Source organism: Mycobacterium sp. NPDC048908, from assembly GCF_043197955.1.
In the GTDB taxonomy this organism is placed as follows: Bacteria; Actinomycetota; Actinomycetes; order Mycobacteriales; family Mycobacteriaceae; genus Mycobacterium.
This window is the reverse complement of the sequence record NZ_JBICUE010000006.1, coordinates 49,143-64,206: the sequence shown is the minus strand read 5'-3', so window position 1 is coordinate 64,206 and position 15,064 is coordinate 49,143. Positions and strand designations below refer to the sequence as shown.

The 15,064-nt window shown below is 65.6% G+C and carries 15 protein-coding genes; 7 read left to right on the top strand and 8 right to left on the bottom strand.

The window, feature by feature from the left end:
* Positions 1-11 precede the first annotated feature (11 nt).
* Positions 12-848, top strand: coding sequence for an SDR family oxidoreductase (locus tag ACGFK1_RS17340; RefSeq protein ID WP_393432342.1), 837 nt, complete (start codon positions 12-14; stop codon positions 846-848).
* Between the two features lie 75 nt (positions 849-923).
* Here ACGFK1_RS17340 and ACGFK1_RS17335 read toward each other — a convergent pair whose 3' ends face one another.
* From ACGFK1_RS17335 to ACGFK1_RS17320, 4 genes are read right to left on the bottom strand one after another with little or no spacing between them, the layout of a single operon-like run.
* The gene (locus tag ACGFK1_RS17335; protein ID WP_393431452.1) at positions 924-1,697 is read right to left on the bottom strand and encodes an enoyl-CoA hydratase/isomerase family protein; all 774 of its coding nucleotides are present in this window, start codon (positions 1,695-1,697) and stop codon (positions 924-926) included.
* Positions 1,698-2,792: an acyl-CoA dehydrogenase family protein gene (locus ACGFK1_RS17330; protein WP_393431449.1), complete on the bottom strand. Its 1,095-nt coding sequence runs from the start codon at positions 2,790-2,792 to the stop codon at positions 1,698-1,700.
* Entirely contained in the window at positions 2,779-3,591 is an 813-nt protein-coding gene (locus tag ACGFK1_RS17325; protein WP_393431446.1) for an acyl-CoA dehydrogenase family protein, read from the bottom strand. Before ACGFK1_RS17325 ends, ACGFK1_RS17330 begins: the two co-directional genes overlap by 14 nt.
* Complete coding sequence (locus ACGFK1_RS17320; RefSeq protein ID WP_393431443.1) at positions 3,576-4,973, bottom strand: class I adenylate-forming enzyme family protein; 1,398 nt, start codon at positions 4,971-4,973, stop codon at positions 3,576-3,578. The genes ACGFK1_RS17325 and ACGFK1_RS17320 overlap by 16 nt, the downstream gene beginning before the upstream one ends.
* 102 nt (positions 4,974-5,075) lie before the next feature.
* On the opposite strand from ACGFK1_RS17320, the gene ACGFK1_RS17315 reads away from it, so the two are divergent.
* Positions 5,076-5,390 (top strand): 2Fe-2S iron-sulfur cluster-binding protein, encoded by a 315-nt coding sequence (locus tag ACGFK1_RS17315; RefSeq protein WP_393431440.1) that lies wholly within the window; start codon positions 5,076-5,078, stop codon positions 5,388-5,390.
* Here the strand turns inward: ACGFK1_RS17315 and ACGFK1_RS17310 are convergent.
* The 4 genes from ACGFK1_RS17310 to ACGFK1_RS17295 are packed head-to-tail and all read right to left on the bottom strand — an operon-like array spanning position 5,378 to position 9,430.
* Positions 5,378-6,460, bottom strand: coding sequence for a CaiB/BaiF CoA transferase family protein (locus ACGFK1_RS17310; protein WP_393431437.1), 1,083 nt, complete (start codon positions 6,458-6,460; stop codon positions 5,378-5,380). The two genes, ACGFK1_RS17315 and ACGFK1_RS17310, sit on opposite strands and share 13 nt — an antisense overlap.
* Complete coding sequence (locus ACGFK1_RS17305; RefSeq protein WP_393431434.1) at positions 6,457-7,413, bottom strand: LLM class F420-dependent oxidoreductase; 957 nt, start codon at positions 7,411-7,413, stop codon at positions 6,457-6,459. The genes ACGFK1_RS17310 and ACGFK1_RS17305 overlap by 4 nt, the downstream gene beginning before the upstream one ends.
* Positions 7,413-7,841: a cobalamin B12-binding domain-containing protein gene (locus ACGFK1_RS17300; protein WP_393431431.1), complete on the bottom strand. Its 429-nt coding sequence runs from the start codon at positions 7,839-7,841 to the stop codon at positions 7,413-7,415. Before ACGFK1_RS17300 ends, ACGFK1_RS17305 begins: the two co-directional genes overlap by 1 nt.
* Positions 7,841-9,430, bottom strand: a complete 1,590-nt coding sequence (locus ACGFK1_RS17295) for a methylmalonyl-CoA mutase family protein (protein ID WP_393431428.1) — start codon at positions 9,428-9,430, stop codon at positions 7,841-7,843. The genes ACGFK1_RS17300 and ACGFK1_RS17295 overlap by 1 nt, the downstream gene beginning before the upstream one ends.
* 189 nt (positions 9,431-9,619) lie before the next feature.
* Between ACGFK1_RS17295 and ACGFK1_RS17290 the strand changes: the two genes are divergently transcribed.
* From ACGFK1_RS17290 to ACGFK1_RS17270, 5 genes are read left to right on the top strand one after another with little or no spacing between them, the layout of a single operon-like run.
* Positions 9,620-10,441, top strand: a complete 822-nt coding sequence (locus ACGFK1_RS17290; protein WP_393431425.1) for an SDR family oxidoreductase — start codon at positions 9,620-9,622, stop codon at positions 10,439-10,441.
* On the top strand, positions 10,438-11,931 hold the full coding sequence (locus ACGFK1_RS17285) for a class I adenylate-forming enzyme family protein (protein WP_393431422.1): 1,494 nt from the start codon (positions 10,438-10,440) through the stop codon (positions 11,929-11,931). The genes ACGFK1_RS17290 and ACGFK1_RS17285 overlap by 4 nt, the downstream gene beginning before the upstream one ends.
* Complete coding sequence (locus tag ACGFK1_RS17280) at positions 11,928-12,230, top strand: hypothetical protein (protein ID WP_393431419.1); 303 nt, start codon at positions 11,928-11,930, stop codon at positions 12,228-12,230. The genes ACGFK1_RS17285 and ACGFK1_RS17280 overlap by 4 nt, the downstream gene beginning before the upstream one ends.
* A 12-nt stretch (positions 12,231-12,242) precedes the next feature.
* Complete coding sequence (locus tag ACGFK1_RS17275; protein WP_393431416.1) at positions 12,243-13,688, top strand: adenylate/guanylate cyclase domain-containing protein; 1,446 nt, start codon at positions 12,243-12,245, stop codon at positions 13,686-13,688.
* 40 nt (positions 13,689-13,728) lie between these two features.
* On the top strand, positions 13,729-15,045 hold the full coding sequence (locus tag ACGFK1_RS17270; protein WP_393431413.1) for an MFS transporter: 1,317 nt from the start codon (positions 13,729-13,731) through the stop codon (positions 15,043-15,045).
* Positions 15,046-15,064: the final 19 nt, after the last annotated feature.

Genomic DNA, 15,064 nt, shown 5'->3' with positions numbered 1-15,064 from the left:
GGGCATACGAAATGAAGCGGGCGGCGGTGATCACCGGCGGCGCGGGTGGAATGGGTCTGGCCACCGCCAAGAACGTCGGCCGAGACCACACCGTGGTCCTCTGCGACGTCCGGCAGGATAGGCTTGACGATGCGGCCGCGACGCTGACGGGTCTCGGCATGCAGCCCGCTGTCGTCAACTGCGACGTCACCGACCGAGGGGCGGTCACCGAACTGTTCGAGACAGCAACCGGTTTCGGGGAAGTGGCTTCGGTCATTCACACCGCTGGGGTGAGCCCCAGCATGGGCGACGCCGATTTCGTCATGAGGACCAACGCGATCGGCACGGTGAACGTCAACGAATCCTTCTTCGCCACCGGCGGCGAGGGCTCAGCGATCGTCAACGTCGCGTCTATGGCGGCCCACATGCTGCCGGAAGAGATGATCCCGACAGCGCACTTTTCGCTCGCCCTGCACGACGAAGACGCCTTCATGAAGCAGATGGCGTCGGTCTACGACGTCGTACCCGAGGAGGCGCGCTCCGGGATCGCCTACGCGGTGAGCAAGAGCTTCGTCAGGTGGTACAGCACATCGCAGGCCGAGAGATTCAACGGCAGGGGCCTGCGCATCGTCTCGGTTTCGCCGGGATCCATCGACACCGAAATGGGCAGGCTCGAGGAACAGGCAGGCGCCGGCGCGATGGTCGCCGACGCCGCGGTCCCGCGGTGGGGCACGGCGGAGGAGATGGCAGAACTGCTGGCCTTCTGCGCCAGCGCCAGAGCCGGCTACCTCACCGGCACCGACATCCTCAACGACGGCGGAGTGATCGCGTCGATGAGAGAGCGCGTCAGAAGGAGCACCGTCACCTAAGCGCGAGCGTGCGCGAATGTACGCATCACGCGGCGTGTCGGCGGGCAGACACGCACGTTCGCGGAAGGTGGTGCGCTACTTCTTGGCGCCCTTTTCCACGAGGCCGTCGACGATCTTGTTGAAGTCGGCGGTGCCGAAGGATACGTATTCGGCGAGGTTGGCATAGTCCAGCGACGCCATCACCGACTTCTCCAGCTGCAGATTCATCAACCGCTTGGTCGCCTCGACCGCCTGCTGCGGCAATTCCAGGATCTTCTTCGCGCATGCGATCGCCTCGGCCAGCGGATCCTCGACCACATGATTGGCCAGCCCTAGCTCGACCGCCCGCTGCGCCTTGATGCGCACACCGGTCAACGCGAACTCCTTGGCCTGCAGCAGGCTGATCTGCGAGCCCCACACCAACGGACCCCCGTCGGCCGCCACCAAGCCGATCTGCACATGTGGATCGGAGAAGTGCGCCGTCTCGGCGACATAGACGACGTCGGACAATGCAGCCAGGCTGCAACCGAGACCCACGGCTGGGCCGTTCACCGCGGCGATCACCGGAATGCGGCATCGCACCATACCGATGACGATGTCTCGCCCGTGTTTGATCGTCTTCTGCCGCAACGCTTCGTTACCGCGGAGCTCATCGAGATAGTTGAAGTCGCCGCCCGCCGAGAACGCCCGCCCCGCGCCGGTGATCACCGCCGCGCGCGCGTCGGCGTCCTCGTTGAGCGCATCCCAGAGCTTGGCGAGCCCGACGTGCAGCGCATCGTTGACCGCATTGAGCGCATCGGGTCGGTTGAGCGTGATGACGCGTAGGGGGCCGTCGGCCTTGACGTCGATTTCCGCTGGCATGTCATACATTTAGACTCCCAACCCGAGAATGCGCGAAGCGATGATGTTCTTCTGGATCTGACTGGTGCCGCCCATCACGCTCTGCGCGCGGCTGTACATGTAAGCGCCGAACAACTCCTGGTCGCTGGTGCCAACGGTTTTCAGCGCGGCGTGTCCGACTGATTGCTCGACCCACGTCATCAGCAGCTTGTCGAGTGACCCCTGCGGCCCGTGCGTGATGCCGTCGAGTTGCTCGGAGAGCCTCCTGCGCACATGCAGCCTCAGCATCTCCGTCTGCACCCACGCCCACGACAGCTCCTCCGGGACACCACCGTCGACGCGGGACGCCAACTGCCGCACCAACTTTCCATAGCGCGCCGAGAAGCCCAGTGTCGACGGTTCTCGCTCGTGGCTGACGACGGTCATCGCCAGCCTCCAGCCCTCACCCGGCGCACCGACCATGTTGGCTGCCGGCACACGCGCGCCATCGAACAGCACCTGCCCGAATTCCTTCGTCACACCGCTGATCATCTTCAGCGAACGCTGCTCGATGCCTGGCTGGTGCATGGAAACGATGAACGCCGAGATGCCTCGATGTTTCGGCACATCCTTGTCGGTGCGCGCCAACAGCAGACACCAGTCAGCCACGTCCGAGTAGCTGGTCCAGATCTTGTGCCCGTGGATCACGTACTCATCAGAATCTCGGTCACGGGTGGCCGTGGTGGTCAGTGATGCGAGGTCAGAACCCGCGCCCGGCTCACTGAAGCCCTGGCACCAGCGCTCGGTGCCGTTGATCATGCCCGGCAGGAATCTGTCCTGAAGTTCCTTGCTGCCGTGCTGCCCGAGGCCCACGACGAGGTAGCCGAGACTGGGCCGGGCGGGCGCACCGGCCTTCGCGATCTCCTCGTCGACGATCACGTCGTAAACCGGTGGCAGGTCTTGGCCGCCATACTCTTTCGGCCACGACGTGCCGAAGAACCCCGCCTCGTAGAGCGCGCGGTGCCAGTCGCCCTGCTTGGCCCAGTACTCGTCGCCCGACGTCGGGAACTTGCCCTTCTGCTCGGTCAGCCAGCCGCGCAACCGGTCGCGGAACGCGGCTTCCTGCGGTGAGTCACGAAAGTCCAATGGTCAACTCCTCCAGCTTCACCGGCCACAGTTCGGTCGCGGCCAGGACCCGGCGCAGGTACACATGCGCGAGGCATTCCCAGGTGTTGCCGATGCCGCCGTGCACCTGAATCGATGTCTCACATACGGTCAACGCCGCACGCGCGCAATAGATCTTCGCGACCTTCGCCGCCTCGATCGCCTCAGCCGCGGGCAGTTCGTCGACCCCCCACGCCGCGTGGCGCAGCACGCTGATCGACCCCTCGATGAGGGCCAGGCTCTCGGCCAGGAGATGGCCGACGGCCTGGTAGGACCCGATGGTCGCACCGTACTGTTCGCGCACCTTCGCATAGTCCACTGCCAAGCCATGCGCACCGCGCGCGGCGCCCACCAACTCGGCACAGGTGACGGCCAGCGCAAGAGCACGCCATCGCCCGGCGTCCCCCTCCGGCAGCGCGCTCAACTCAGCAGGCGACTCGGCCGCTCCCACCAGGCTTCCGGTCAGATCGACCGAGTCCGGGGCAGCCGGCGGTATCGACGGCTCGACACCAAGCCGCCGCAGCTCGTCGGTGAGCACCGGACCCAGGAAAGGCACGTCGACCAGACCCCGCGCGAATTCCTCGGCGACGATGGCCACTTCCACCCCTGAGGCGCCGTCGGATCGCAGTGTCCGAAACCCGGCGCCCCCGACGGCCTTCTCCAGCCGGGCGATCCGGCTCGAATCACCGAGATCGGCAACGGATCCCGGCCCCAGATCGTCGGCCAGCTTGGCGGCCGCCTCCCTCAGCTGCTGCTGTTCAGCAGTCAGACGGACGTCCACAGCCGCTCCTTCAACACTCGACGCAACACCTTTCCCGATGGCAGGCGCGGAATTTCCTCGACGAACACCACGTGGCTCGGCCGCTTGTAGGACGCCAGCTTCTCGGCCACGAGTTCGATCAGCAAGTCCGCCTCAACTGGACTGTGTGTCTTGACCGCCGCAACGATGGCTTCGCCGTTGGCCGGGTCGGGTACGCCGAACACCGCGCAGTCGTCGACGGCCCCGTGCCCGTGCAAGATCGCCTCGATCTCGGCGGGCGCCACCTGGAACCCCCGCACCTTGATCATCTCCTTGGCGCGATCGGTGATGTGCAGCCGACCGCCTTCGTCCAGGTAGCCCACATCGCCAGTGCGGTACCAACCATCCGAGAAAGCCTGTGCCGTGACGTCGTCAGGCAGATAACCGGCCATCACGGATTGCGAGCGCGCTTGAATCTCACCGACTGTGCCACTCGACAGCGGTGACCCGTCCTCGAGGGACACGATCCGCACACGCACACCGGAAACCGGCCTGCCCACGGTGTCCAGTCGCGCGCCGTCGATCTCGTTGCACGCGATGACCGGCAATTCGCTGGTGCCGTAGGCGGTCACCCAGTTGACGCCTGTTCTGGCGGTGATCGTCTCGGCGACGCTCTGCGTTACCGGTGTCGCGCACCACATGATGTATCGCAGCGACGACAGGTCATGGCCTTCGAGGCGCGGGTGCGCGGTCAGCGCCAAAGCAATTGGCGCAACGGCCATCTCGATCGTCAGCCGATCCTTCTCGATGTGGTGCAGCATCAGGTCGATGTCGAAGCGGCGGTGCAGTCGTAGCCAGACGCCGCTGTCCAGCGCCATCATGATGTTCAGCAAGCCGAGGATGTGTGAGGGCGGCGTCATGATCTGCATGCGGTCGGCCGATGTCAGGTGCAGCGCGTCACGCCAGTGCCGCACGGCGACGGCGAACGACGCGTGGGTGTGCCGCACCGGCTTGGGCATCCCCGTCGTCCCCGAACTGAACACAAGAAGAGCATCACTCGACGGATCTGGCGTTTCGAACGTCCGGTGCCCGCGGGCGATCGCCTCGTCCAGGGACAGCATCGGCATCGCCTCGGCGAGCACCGGATGATCGCCGACCGCATGCGACGGCCCGGTCAGCGCCAGCGCATTGTCGACCTCGAGTTGCTTCCATGCCGGGCTCAACAGCACCGCCGCCGCACCCAGCCGCCAGATCGCCCACACAGCGATCACGAACTCCGGCCGATTCGACGACATCACCGCGACCCGGTCCCCCGCCCGCACGCCACGCTTTCCCAGTTCGGTGGCCATCCCGTTGGCGAGCGTGTCGAGTTGGGGCAGCGTGTACTCACGCTGCTCGAATGCGAGCGCGGTCGCTTCACTCACACGCTGTCCTAACCGGGAATGGGTGTACCGCCGAGAATAGCGTATCACTTATCGAGAATGGTATTCTCGGATTTTCAGAACCCATATGCCAGGAGGGGCTTGATGACGGCAGAACCGGTGCCGCCCTCACCGCCCGATGAGGGTGGCCAGGTGACGATCGTGCTCGATCGTAAGAAGGTGTCGGTGCGGCGGGCGGCGAACGAAACGCTTCTGGAGAGCGCCCGGCGCGCCGGCCTGTCGCCGCCGTTCTCCTGCGAGGCGGGCAACTGCGGCACCTGCATGGGCAAGCTCACGGAGGGCAGCGCCACGATGCGCGTCAACGACGCCCTCGAGCAGGACGAGATCGACGACGGATACGTGCTGACCTGCCAGGCGGTGCCGGACACCGCGTCGATAAGCGTCACCTACGACGACTGAGCCGACTGAGCCGATTGAGCCGATTGAGCCGACTGAGCGCCGTGCTCGTCGAGTCGCGGCGCAGGCCGATACTCGGGCTCATACCCAAGGATGCGGATCGGGCTGCCGATCAGCCGGAATTGACCCGCCGTGACTAGTGCCTCCGGCGTTGCGTCCAGCGCCTCTGGCAGCGTCCGCACCGCGGCCACGGGGATACCCAAGGGCTGCAACCGTGTTTGCCAACTCGCCGCGGTGTCGGTCGCGAGCGCCGCGGTGACGACCTCGAGCACTTCGGCACGCTTCGCCGCGCGCTCGGCCATAGTCGGGAAGCCGTCGATCTTCGCTTCGACGGCGAAGGCTTTCCAGAATGCATCATGGGTGATGAACAGCGCGAGATACCCGTCCGCCGTCGGAAAGAGCTGCGCGGGAACGTAGTACGAATGCGCACCGTGCGGGTACCGCTGTGGTGCCGCGCCGTCGTTCAGATAAGCCGACGCCCGATAGTTCAATTGCGAAAGCATCACATCGCGCAGCGATACGTCCACCTGCCCGCCGCGCCCCGACACGATCTGCGCGAGCAATCCCAACGCGGCGGCAAGGGCAGTCGAGTTGTCGGCCGACGAGTAGCCCGGCAACGTCGGCGGGCCGTCCGGGTCGCCTGTCATTGCTGCGACACCCGTCGCAGCCTGGATGACATAGTCGAATGCCGGATCGTCACCGCCGTTCAATCCGAACCCGGTGACCGCCACGCAGACGATTCGGTCGTTGAACACGCGCAACGCGTCGTAGGTGAGGCCCAACCGCTTGATCGCCGACGGCTTCATATTCACCAGCAGCGCCTGCGAATCCGCGACGAGTTCGCCGAGGTGCTCCCGCCCTTCCTCCGACCGCAGGTCCAGGCACACACTCTGCTTGTTGCGGTTCAGACTGGCGAAGTAGCTGTCGCTTACCTGCCGGGAGATCTCCCCGCCCGGCGGCTCGATCTTGATGACCTCGGCCCCGAGGTCGGCCAACAGCATCGTCGCGTACGGTCCGGCCAACATCACGCCGACCTCGAGGATGCGGATGCCAGAAAGCGGGCCGGAAGTCATCGCACTGCGGCCGCGAGGTCTGAAATCACCTCGCGGGTACGGTATTTCGACGCGACCAGCTCGTCGCGGTTTTCACCGATCGGCAACAGTCGAACCGAGAGATCGGTGACACCGGCGTCGGCGAAGCTGCGGAATCGCGCGAGGATCGCCTCCTCGTCGCCGGCGGCGGTCAGGTCGCCGACGTCGCGGGCGTTGCCACGATCGAGCAGCTTCTGATAGTTCGGCGACGTCTCGGCCTCGGCGAGAATGCGATTGGCACGCTCCTTGGCCGCGTCGATTTCGGAGTTCGCGCACAGGCACACCGGGATGCCCGCGACGATCCGTGGCGCCGGACGACCCGCGTTGTCCGCGGCCTTGGTGATCCGCGGTGCGATGTGCTCGCCGATCGCGCGCTCGTCGGCCATCCACAACACCGTGCCATCGGCGAGTTCACCCGCGATCTGCAGCATCACCGGGCCGAGCGCGGCAACCAGCACCGGCATCGGTGTCTGCGCGCCCAACACCGTCGGGTTGTGGACGGTGAACGTGTCGTTTTCCACGTCGACATCGCCGGGACCCGCCACCGCCTTGTTGAGCACCTCGAGATAGTCGCGCGTGTAGGCCGCCGGCTTCTCGTAGGAGATGCCGAGCATGTCGCGGACGATCCAGTGGTGCGACGGACCCACACCGAGCGCGAGTCGTCCCCCCGTTCCGGCGTGCACGGACAGCGCTTGGCGGGCCAACGCGATCGGATGTTGCGCCTGAAGTGGCACGACAGCGGTGCCCAGTTCGATCCGGGACGTGCGTGCACCCATCAGCGACACCATGGTCAGACAGTCGAAGTCGTTGGGCACCTGAGGCATCCACGCGGTGTCAAGGCCTGCGGCTTCGGCCCACTCGATATCGTCGAGCAACTTGGAGACCTTGCGGGCCATATCGCCGCGCTCGGCCCCGATCATCACGCCAAGACGCATCAGTCGGTCACCCTTTCGGCCGTCAGCTTGCGCACCTCTTCGACCAACACGTCCAGCGGTGTTCCGGTCGGAAACACCGCCGCAGCACCGACATCCAACAATTTCTGGACGTCGCCCTGCGGAATGGTGCCACCCACGACGACGGCGATATCACCGGCTTCGGCCGCCCGTAATGCCTCGACGGTGCGCGTCGTGAGCGCGACGTGCGCGCCGGACAGGATCGAAAGGCCCACCAGGGCAACGTCTTCCTGCAGCGCGATCAATACGATGTCCTCGATGCGCTGCCGGATCCCGGTGTAGATCACCTCGAAGCCCGCGTCGCGCAATGTTCGGGCAACGATCTTCGCGCCGCGGTCATGGCCGTCCAAACCGGGCTTGGCAACGAGTACACGGGCCGGGCGGGCTGGCGCGGGAGCGAATTCAGCCACTAGAACACCACCGGTTGCTGGAACTCGCCCCACACCGCTTTGAGCGAGGAGACCATCTCGCCGACAGTGCAATACGCTCCTGCGCAGTCGATCAGCTTGTGCATCAAGTTGTCATCGCCTTCCGCCGCACGCGACAGCGCCGCCAGGCTGGCCGCCACTTCCTCGGAATCCCGCTCCGCCTTGACCTTGGACAGCCGCTTCAGCTGGAGGTCGCGGCCTTCGGCATCCAGTTCGTACGTTGCGATTTCGGGGGGCGGCTCGTCGGAGACGAACTTGTTCACGCCGACGACCGGGCGCTCGCCGGATTCGACCTCCTGGTGAATCTTGAACGCCTCGTCGGCGATCAACCCCTGCAGATAGCCGTCCTCGATGGCGCGCACCATGCCGCCGTGGGTTTCGAGGTCGTGCATGATCTCGATGATCTTCTCCTCGGTGGCGTCGGTGAGCGCCTCGACGAAGTACGAGCCGCCGAGCGGGTCGGCCACCTTCGCGACCCCAGTTTCGTAGGCCAGGATCTGCTGCGTGCGCAAGGCGAGCGTCGCCGACTCCTCGCTGGGCAGCGCGAACGGTTCGTCCCACGCCGCGGTGAACATCGATTGCACGCCACCGAGAACCGCCGCCATCGCCTCGTATGCCACCCGCACCAGATTGTTCTGAGCCTGGGGCGCATACAGCGACGCGCCGCCCGCCACACAGCCGAACCGGAACATCGACGCCTTGTCCGTGGTGGCGCCATACCGTTCGCGAACGATGGTCGCCCATCGCCTGCGGCCCGCCCGATACTTGGCGATCTCCTCGAAGAAATCCCCGTGCGTATAGAAGAAGAACGAAATCTGGGGGGCGAACTGGTCGATGGTCATCCGGCCGCGCTCGACCACGGTGTCGCAGTACGTGACACCATCGGCGAGCGTGAACGCCATCTCCTGAACAGCGTTGGCGCCCGCGTCGCGAAAGTGCGCACCGGCCACCGAGATCGCGTTGAACTTCGGCACCTCAGCCGCGCAGAACTCGATGGTGTCCGCGATCAGCCGCAGCGACGGCTCCGGCGGCCAGATCCAGGTGCCGCGCGAGGCGTACTCCTTGAGGATGTCGTTCTGAATGGTGCCGGTGAGCTTGGACCGCGGTACCCCCTTCTTCTCCGCGGCGGCCACGTAGAACGCCAGCAGAATCGCGGCCGTGCCGTTGATCGTGAAGCTGGTGCTGATCGTGTCCAGCGGGATGCCGTCGAACAGGATCTCGGCGTCGGCCAGCGTGTCGACCGCAACGCCAACCCTGCCCACTTCCTCGCCGTACTCGGGATCGTCGGAGTCGTACCCGCACTGGGTGGGCAGATCGAGCGCCACGGAGAGGCCGGTTCCGCCCTGGTCCAGCAGGTAGCGGTAGCGGCGGTTGGACTCCTCGGCGGTGCCGAAGCCCGAGTACTGGCGGAACGTCCACGTCTTCCCTCGGTACCCGCTGGCGAAGTTGCCGCGGGTGAACGGGTAGGTGCCCGGCGCAGGCGGATCGCCGGCCCGATCACCCGGTCCGTAGACCGGCTCGAGGGGGATTCCGGAGGGGGTCTCCACCCTGGGAACGTCATGGTCGCTCATCACTGGATAACGTACTTGCAGAAAATGAGAATGCCAATACCGCTCCGCGGAAACATGCACCGAGTCGGACGTGCCGGATAGACTCCTCGGCGATGGATAGGCCGGTACACAGCGATTATGAGACTCCCCTAGAATGAGAATGCCAATTTCAATCGGGTAGCATCCGGGTAGCTCTCGCCGAGGAGGCCGATGTCCACGTTCACTGACCGCACGCTCGTCGTCTCGGGCGGCAGTCGCGGCATCGGGTTGGCGATCGCGCTGGGTGCCGCCAAGCGGGGCGCCAATGTCGTCTTGTTGGCCAAGACCGCCGAACCGCACCCCAAGCTGCCGGGCACCGTCCACACCGCCGTCGCCGACGTCGAGGCCGCGGGCGGCAAGGGCGTGGCCGTCGTCGGTGACGTGCGTGAGGCACAGGACGTGCAGCGCGCAATCGACACCGCGGTCGAGCACTCCGGCGGCGTCGATGTCGTGATCAACAACGCCAGCGCGATCGCGACCGAACCGACAGTGGAACTGTCCGCCAAGAAGTTCGATCTGATGATGGACATCAACGTCCGGGGCACGTTCCTGTTGACGAAGACGGCGCTGCCGTTCCTCCAGAAGTCGGCCAATGCTCATGTGATCACCCTGGCGCCGCCGCTGAACATGAACCCGCGCTGGCTGGGCGCCCATCCGGCGTACACGCTGTCGAAGTACGGCATGACGCTGCTGTCGTTGGGCTGGGCCGAAGAGTATTCCGGTGCGGGCATCGGGTTCTCCTGCCTGTGGCCGGAGACGTACATCGCGACGTCGGCGGTGGCCAACCTGGCCGACGGCACCCTGATGTCCTCCTCGCGCAGCCCCGACATCATGGCCGACGCTGCGGTCGAGATCCTGTCCCGCCCTCCCGCCTCGGTGAACGGCAAATGCTTCATCGACTCGGCCGTGCTGACCGAGGCCGGTGTCACCGACCTTTCCAGCTACGGCGGTGGTGACGATCCCATCCTTGATATCTTCGTCGACAAACCATGAGTGTCTCGTTGCTGCTGGAAATGGCGGCGTCGTCGAATCCGGACCGCACTGCGGTGGTGTCCGGCGAGATCCGGCTCACCACAACCCAACTGAGCGAACTCGCCGACGGCGGGGCGGGCGTCATCGCGGCATGCGGTGCGCAGCATGTTGCGTACGTCGGGACCGGCGGCGCGATGCTGCCGCTGCTGCTGTTCTCGTCCGCCCGCGCGGCGGTGGCGTTCACGCCGCTGAACTACCGGCTCAGCGAGGACGGCCTGCGGCAATTGATCGACCGCTTGCCCACCCCGCTGGTGATCGCCGACGCCGAATATCGCGCTGTGGTCGATGGCTCGGGCAAGCAGGTGATCACGTCGGACGAATTCATTGCGGCCGCGAGCACGGCGGAGCCCGCCGCGGAGTTCGCCGATCCCGATGCCGTCGGCGTGGTGTTGTTCACGTCGGGCACCACATCGCGCCCCAAAGCCGTTGAGCTGACCCACAACAACCTGACCAGCTACATCACGGGGACTGTCGAATTCGGCTCGGCCGAACCCGGCGACGCCGCACTGATCTGCGTGCCGCCGTACCACATCGCCGGGGTCAGCGCCGCACTGTCGAACCTGTACGCCGGTCGAAAGATGGTGTACCTGCCGCAGTTCGACGCTTCCGAGTGGGTTCGTCTGGTCCGCGACGAAGGCGTCACCTCAGCCACGGTGGTGCCGACCATGCTGGACCGCATCGTATCCGCGTTGCAGACCCAGCCCACCGAACTGCCCACCCTGCGTAACTTGGCGTATGGCGGTTCAAAAGTCGCTCTTCCGTTGGTGCGCAAGGCTCTTGGCTTGTTGCCCGAAGTCGGCTTCGTCAACGCATACGGCCTCACCGAGACCAGCTCGACGATCGCGGTGCTCACGCCCGACGACCACCGAGCGGCGTTGGCAGCCGACGACGAAGCCGTCGCCCGGCGACTGGGGTCCGTCGGGCAGCCGGTGCCGAGCATCGAAGTGCAGGTCCGCGCCGAGGACGGCACCGTGCTCGGGCCTGGCCAGACCGGTGAGCTGTTCGTACGTGGCGAACAGGTTTCGGGTCGTTACACCGACATCGGCTCGGTGCTCGACGCGGATGGCTGGTTCCCCACCAAAGACATTGCGATGCTTGACGAGGGCGGCTACCTGTTCATTGGCGGCCGCTCCGACGACACCATCATCCGCGGCGGCGAGAACATCGCCCCTGCCGAGATCGAGGACGTGCTGGTCGAGCATCCCTCCGTACGCGATTGTGCGGTCGTCGGCCCGGAGGACCCCGAATGGGGGCAGATCATCGTCGCGGTGGTGGTGCCCACCGACGGTGCAGAGCCCGATCCCGATGAGCTGCGTGCGCACGTGCGGGCCCATCTGCGCGGGTCACGCACGCCCGATCGCGTGGTGTTCCGTGACGAGCTGCCGACGAACGCGACCGGCAAGGTGCTGCGCCGCGAACTGGTCGACGAATTCCAAAGGAGTCGAACATGATCAAGAACGGCACCCGGCTACAGAGCCAGGTCTGCGATACCCAGGTGATCGTCGTGCGCAGCGCCGACAGCCTCGACGACCTGCGGGCAGGCGGGGTACCGATGGTGCCGCTGGACGCCGAAAAGTCCGCGGACGCCACGATCGATCCGGCGTTCTCTGAGGGCAACGTGATGGGCAAGCGTTATGTCGACGAGAACGGCGCCGAGGTGCTCGTGACCAAGGCGGGCGCAGGCACGCTCAGCATCGGTACGACCGCACTGAATCTGAAGGAAGCCAAGCCGCTGCCTGCCAGCGACTGACACTATGGGCCGATGAGGCCCCGCAGCCTGGTCGTTCGATACGCGGCAGGCCTTGCGTTCGCCTATCTGCTGACGGCGGTCGAGGTGGTCGCGATCGTCATCTCGGTCAGCCGAGAGACGGTGTTGGAGGCGCAGTCAGTCCTACGCGTCGAGAATCTGATCGCGTCCGTCGCAATCGTCATCGCCGCAACGATCTGCGTCGCGCTGGGCAGCGTCGCATTGGTCGCACGCGCGCTTCGTCGGGCCAGGACCTCTCGCAAGACGCCGAACATCAGCAGGCGGCAAACCGCGATCCTGCTCACTCCGTGGGTCGCTGCTGCCGCTGTCACTATTCCGTTGAACATCGGCGGCGGCCCCCGCGTCTGGATCCTGATCGTGTCCGCGGCCATGTTCGGTGCGGCCGCCACCGTGTGCACCGGCTTCCTGTTCACCCAGCGAGCGCTACGCGCCCTGATGGTCGCCACCACAGTCGATCTCGAACACGCCGAACGAGCGCCAGGGGTGCGGGCGCGGATGGTCCTGATGTGGATCATCTGTTCCGCCCTGCCGGGCGCGGGCATCGTGGTGCTGGTGATGCTGCGGGCCAACGGCTGGATCATCCAGCCCGACGCTGCCATCGAGGTGCCGGTGCTGGTGCTCGCACTCGTCGCGGTGGTGCTGGGTCTACGTGCGATGATCCTGGTGTCGTCGTCGATCTCTACTCCGATACACGAGGTCGTCAACGGTATGGCGGAGGTTGAGCGCGGCCAACTCGGCCAACGGATCGACGTCTACGAGCGATCCGAAATCGGGCAGTTACAAAGCGGATTCAATCGCATGGTCGCCGGGTTGCGCGAACGCGACCGGTTGCGAGATCTATTCGGCCGACACGTCGGTGAAGAAGTGGTTCGGCGCGCTGTCGACGAACACGAATCGGTGGCAGGCGATGAGCGCGACGCCGCGATCCTGTTCGTCGACTTGGTGGGCTCGACACAGTTGGCGGCGACGCGCGAACCGCACGAGGTCGCCGCGGTGCTCAACGACTTCTTTCGAATCGTTGTCGCGGAAGTCGACAAGCGCGACGGCCTGATCAACAAGTTCCAGGGTGACGCGGCGCTGGCCGTCTTCGGCGCACCGCTGCGCATCGATGATCCTGCGACCGCCGCGTTGGCCACCGCACGCGCGCTGGGCGACGAGTTGCGGCGACTAATGCTGGACTTCGGCATCGGAGTGTCCGCCGGACCCGTCTTCGCAGGCAACATCGGCGCGGAAAACCGTTACGAATACACGGTCGTCGGCGATGCCGTCAACGAAGCAGCCCGGTTGGCCGACCGGGCCAAGGATTTCCAGGGCCGGGTGCTGTGTTCGAGCGCGGCAATCGATCGCGCCGGTGAAGCCGAGCGCCGATGCTGGGCCGTGCAAGGCTCGGAGATGCTGCGCGGGCGTTCGAAACTCACACAAGTTTCCGCGCCCGTGTAGTGGCGTGGTTACGCGTCCGGCGCAGTGGGAATGCAGGGGTATGTCGTCGGACATCCGCACAGACGCGGACCCACGGGCGGTCAGAAGGGCTGTCCGCGGCGCGTCCATCGGCAATCTTGTCGAGTGGTATGACTTCGCGGTCTACGGGTTCCTTGCGACGTACATCGCGGAGAAGTTCTTCCCCACCGGCAACGAGACGACGGCGCTGCTCAACACCTTCGCCATCTTCGCCGCCGCGTTCTTCATGCGCCCGCTGGGTGGATTCTTCTTCGGTCCACTCGCTGACCGGATCGGTCGCCAGCGGGTTCTCGCCCTTGTCATCCTGCTCATGTCGGGTTCGACATTCATCATCGGCCTGGTGCCCAGCTACGCCGTCATCGGCATCGCCGCACCGCTGTTGTTGCTGCTGCTGCGTTGCGTGCAAGGCTTCTCGGCGGGCGGCGAATACGGCAGTGGTGCATGCTTCCTGGCCGAGTATGCACGCGACAAGCACCGCGGCTTCGTGGTGTCGTTCCTGGTTTGGTCGGTGATCGTCGGCTTTCTGTTGGGCTCGCTCACGGTGACCGGTCTGGAAGCGGTGCTGGGTGACACCGCGATGAGCCAATACGGCTGGCGCATCCCCTTCCTGATTGCCGGGGTGATCGGCGTTGTCGGCCTGTACATCCGGCTGCGTCTGCAGGACACACCGGAATTCGAGGCGCTGCGTGAGGAGGGCGACGTGGCCACGTCGCCGCTGAGGGAGGCGTTCCGTTCGTCCTGGCGGCAGATCCTTCAGATCGCCGGCCTGGTAGTGATCCACAACGTCGGCTTCTACGTCGTATTCACCTTCCTGCCAAGCTACTTCACGAAGACGCTGCACTTCACGAAGCTCGACGCGTTCGTCTCCATCGCCGTCGCGAGCGTCGTCGCGATCGTGCTCATCCCACCGCTGGGTGCGCTGTCGGACCGGATCGGCCGCAGGCCACTGCTCTTCGCGGGAGCAATCGGCTTCGCGGTGCTGACCTATCCGTTGTTCCTGCTGTTGAACTCCGGCGACCTGGCTGCGGCGATCACTGCTCATGCGGCGCTCTCGGCGATCGAGTCGGTGTTCGTCAGCGCATCGCTGGCGGCCGGCGCGGAGCTGTTCGCCACGCGCGTGCGCTCCAGCGGCTACTCCGTCGGCTACAACCTTTCGGTCGCGGTGTTCGGAGGGACGGCACCGTATGTCGCGACATGGCTGGTGGCCCGCACCGGCAATGACGTGGCCCCCGCGTTTTACGTGATCGCCGCGGCGGTCGTCACCCTCCTCACACTGCTCACCATGCGTGAAACGGCAGGACGGCCGTTGCGTCAGCTGGTGTCCGTCGGCGCGCGTTAACGCCTCCACGCGTGGGACG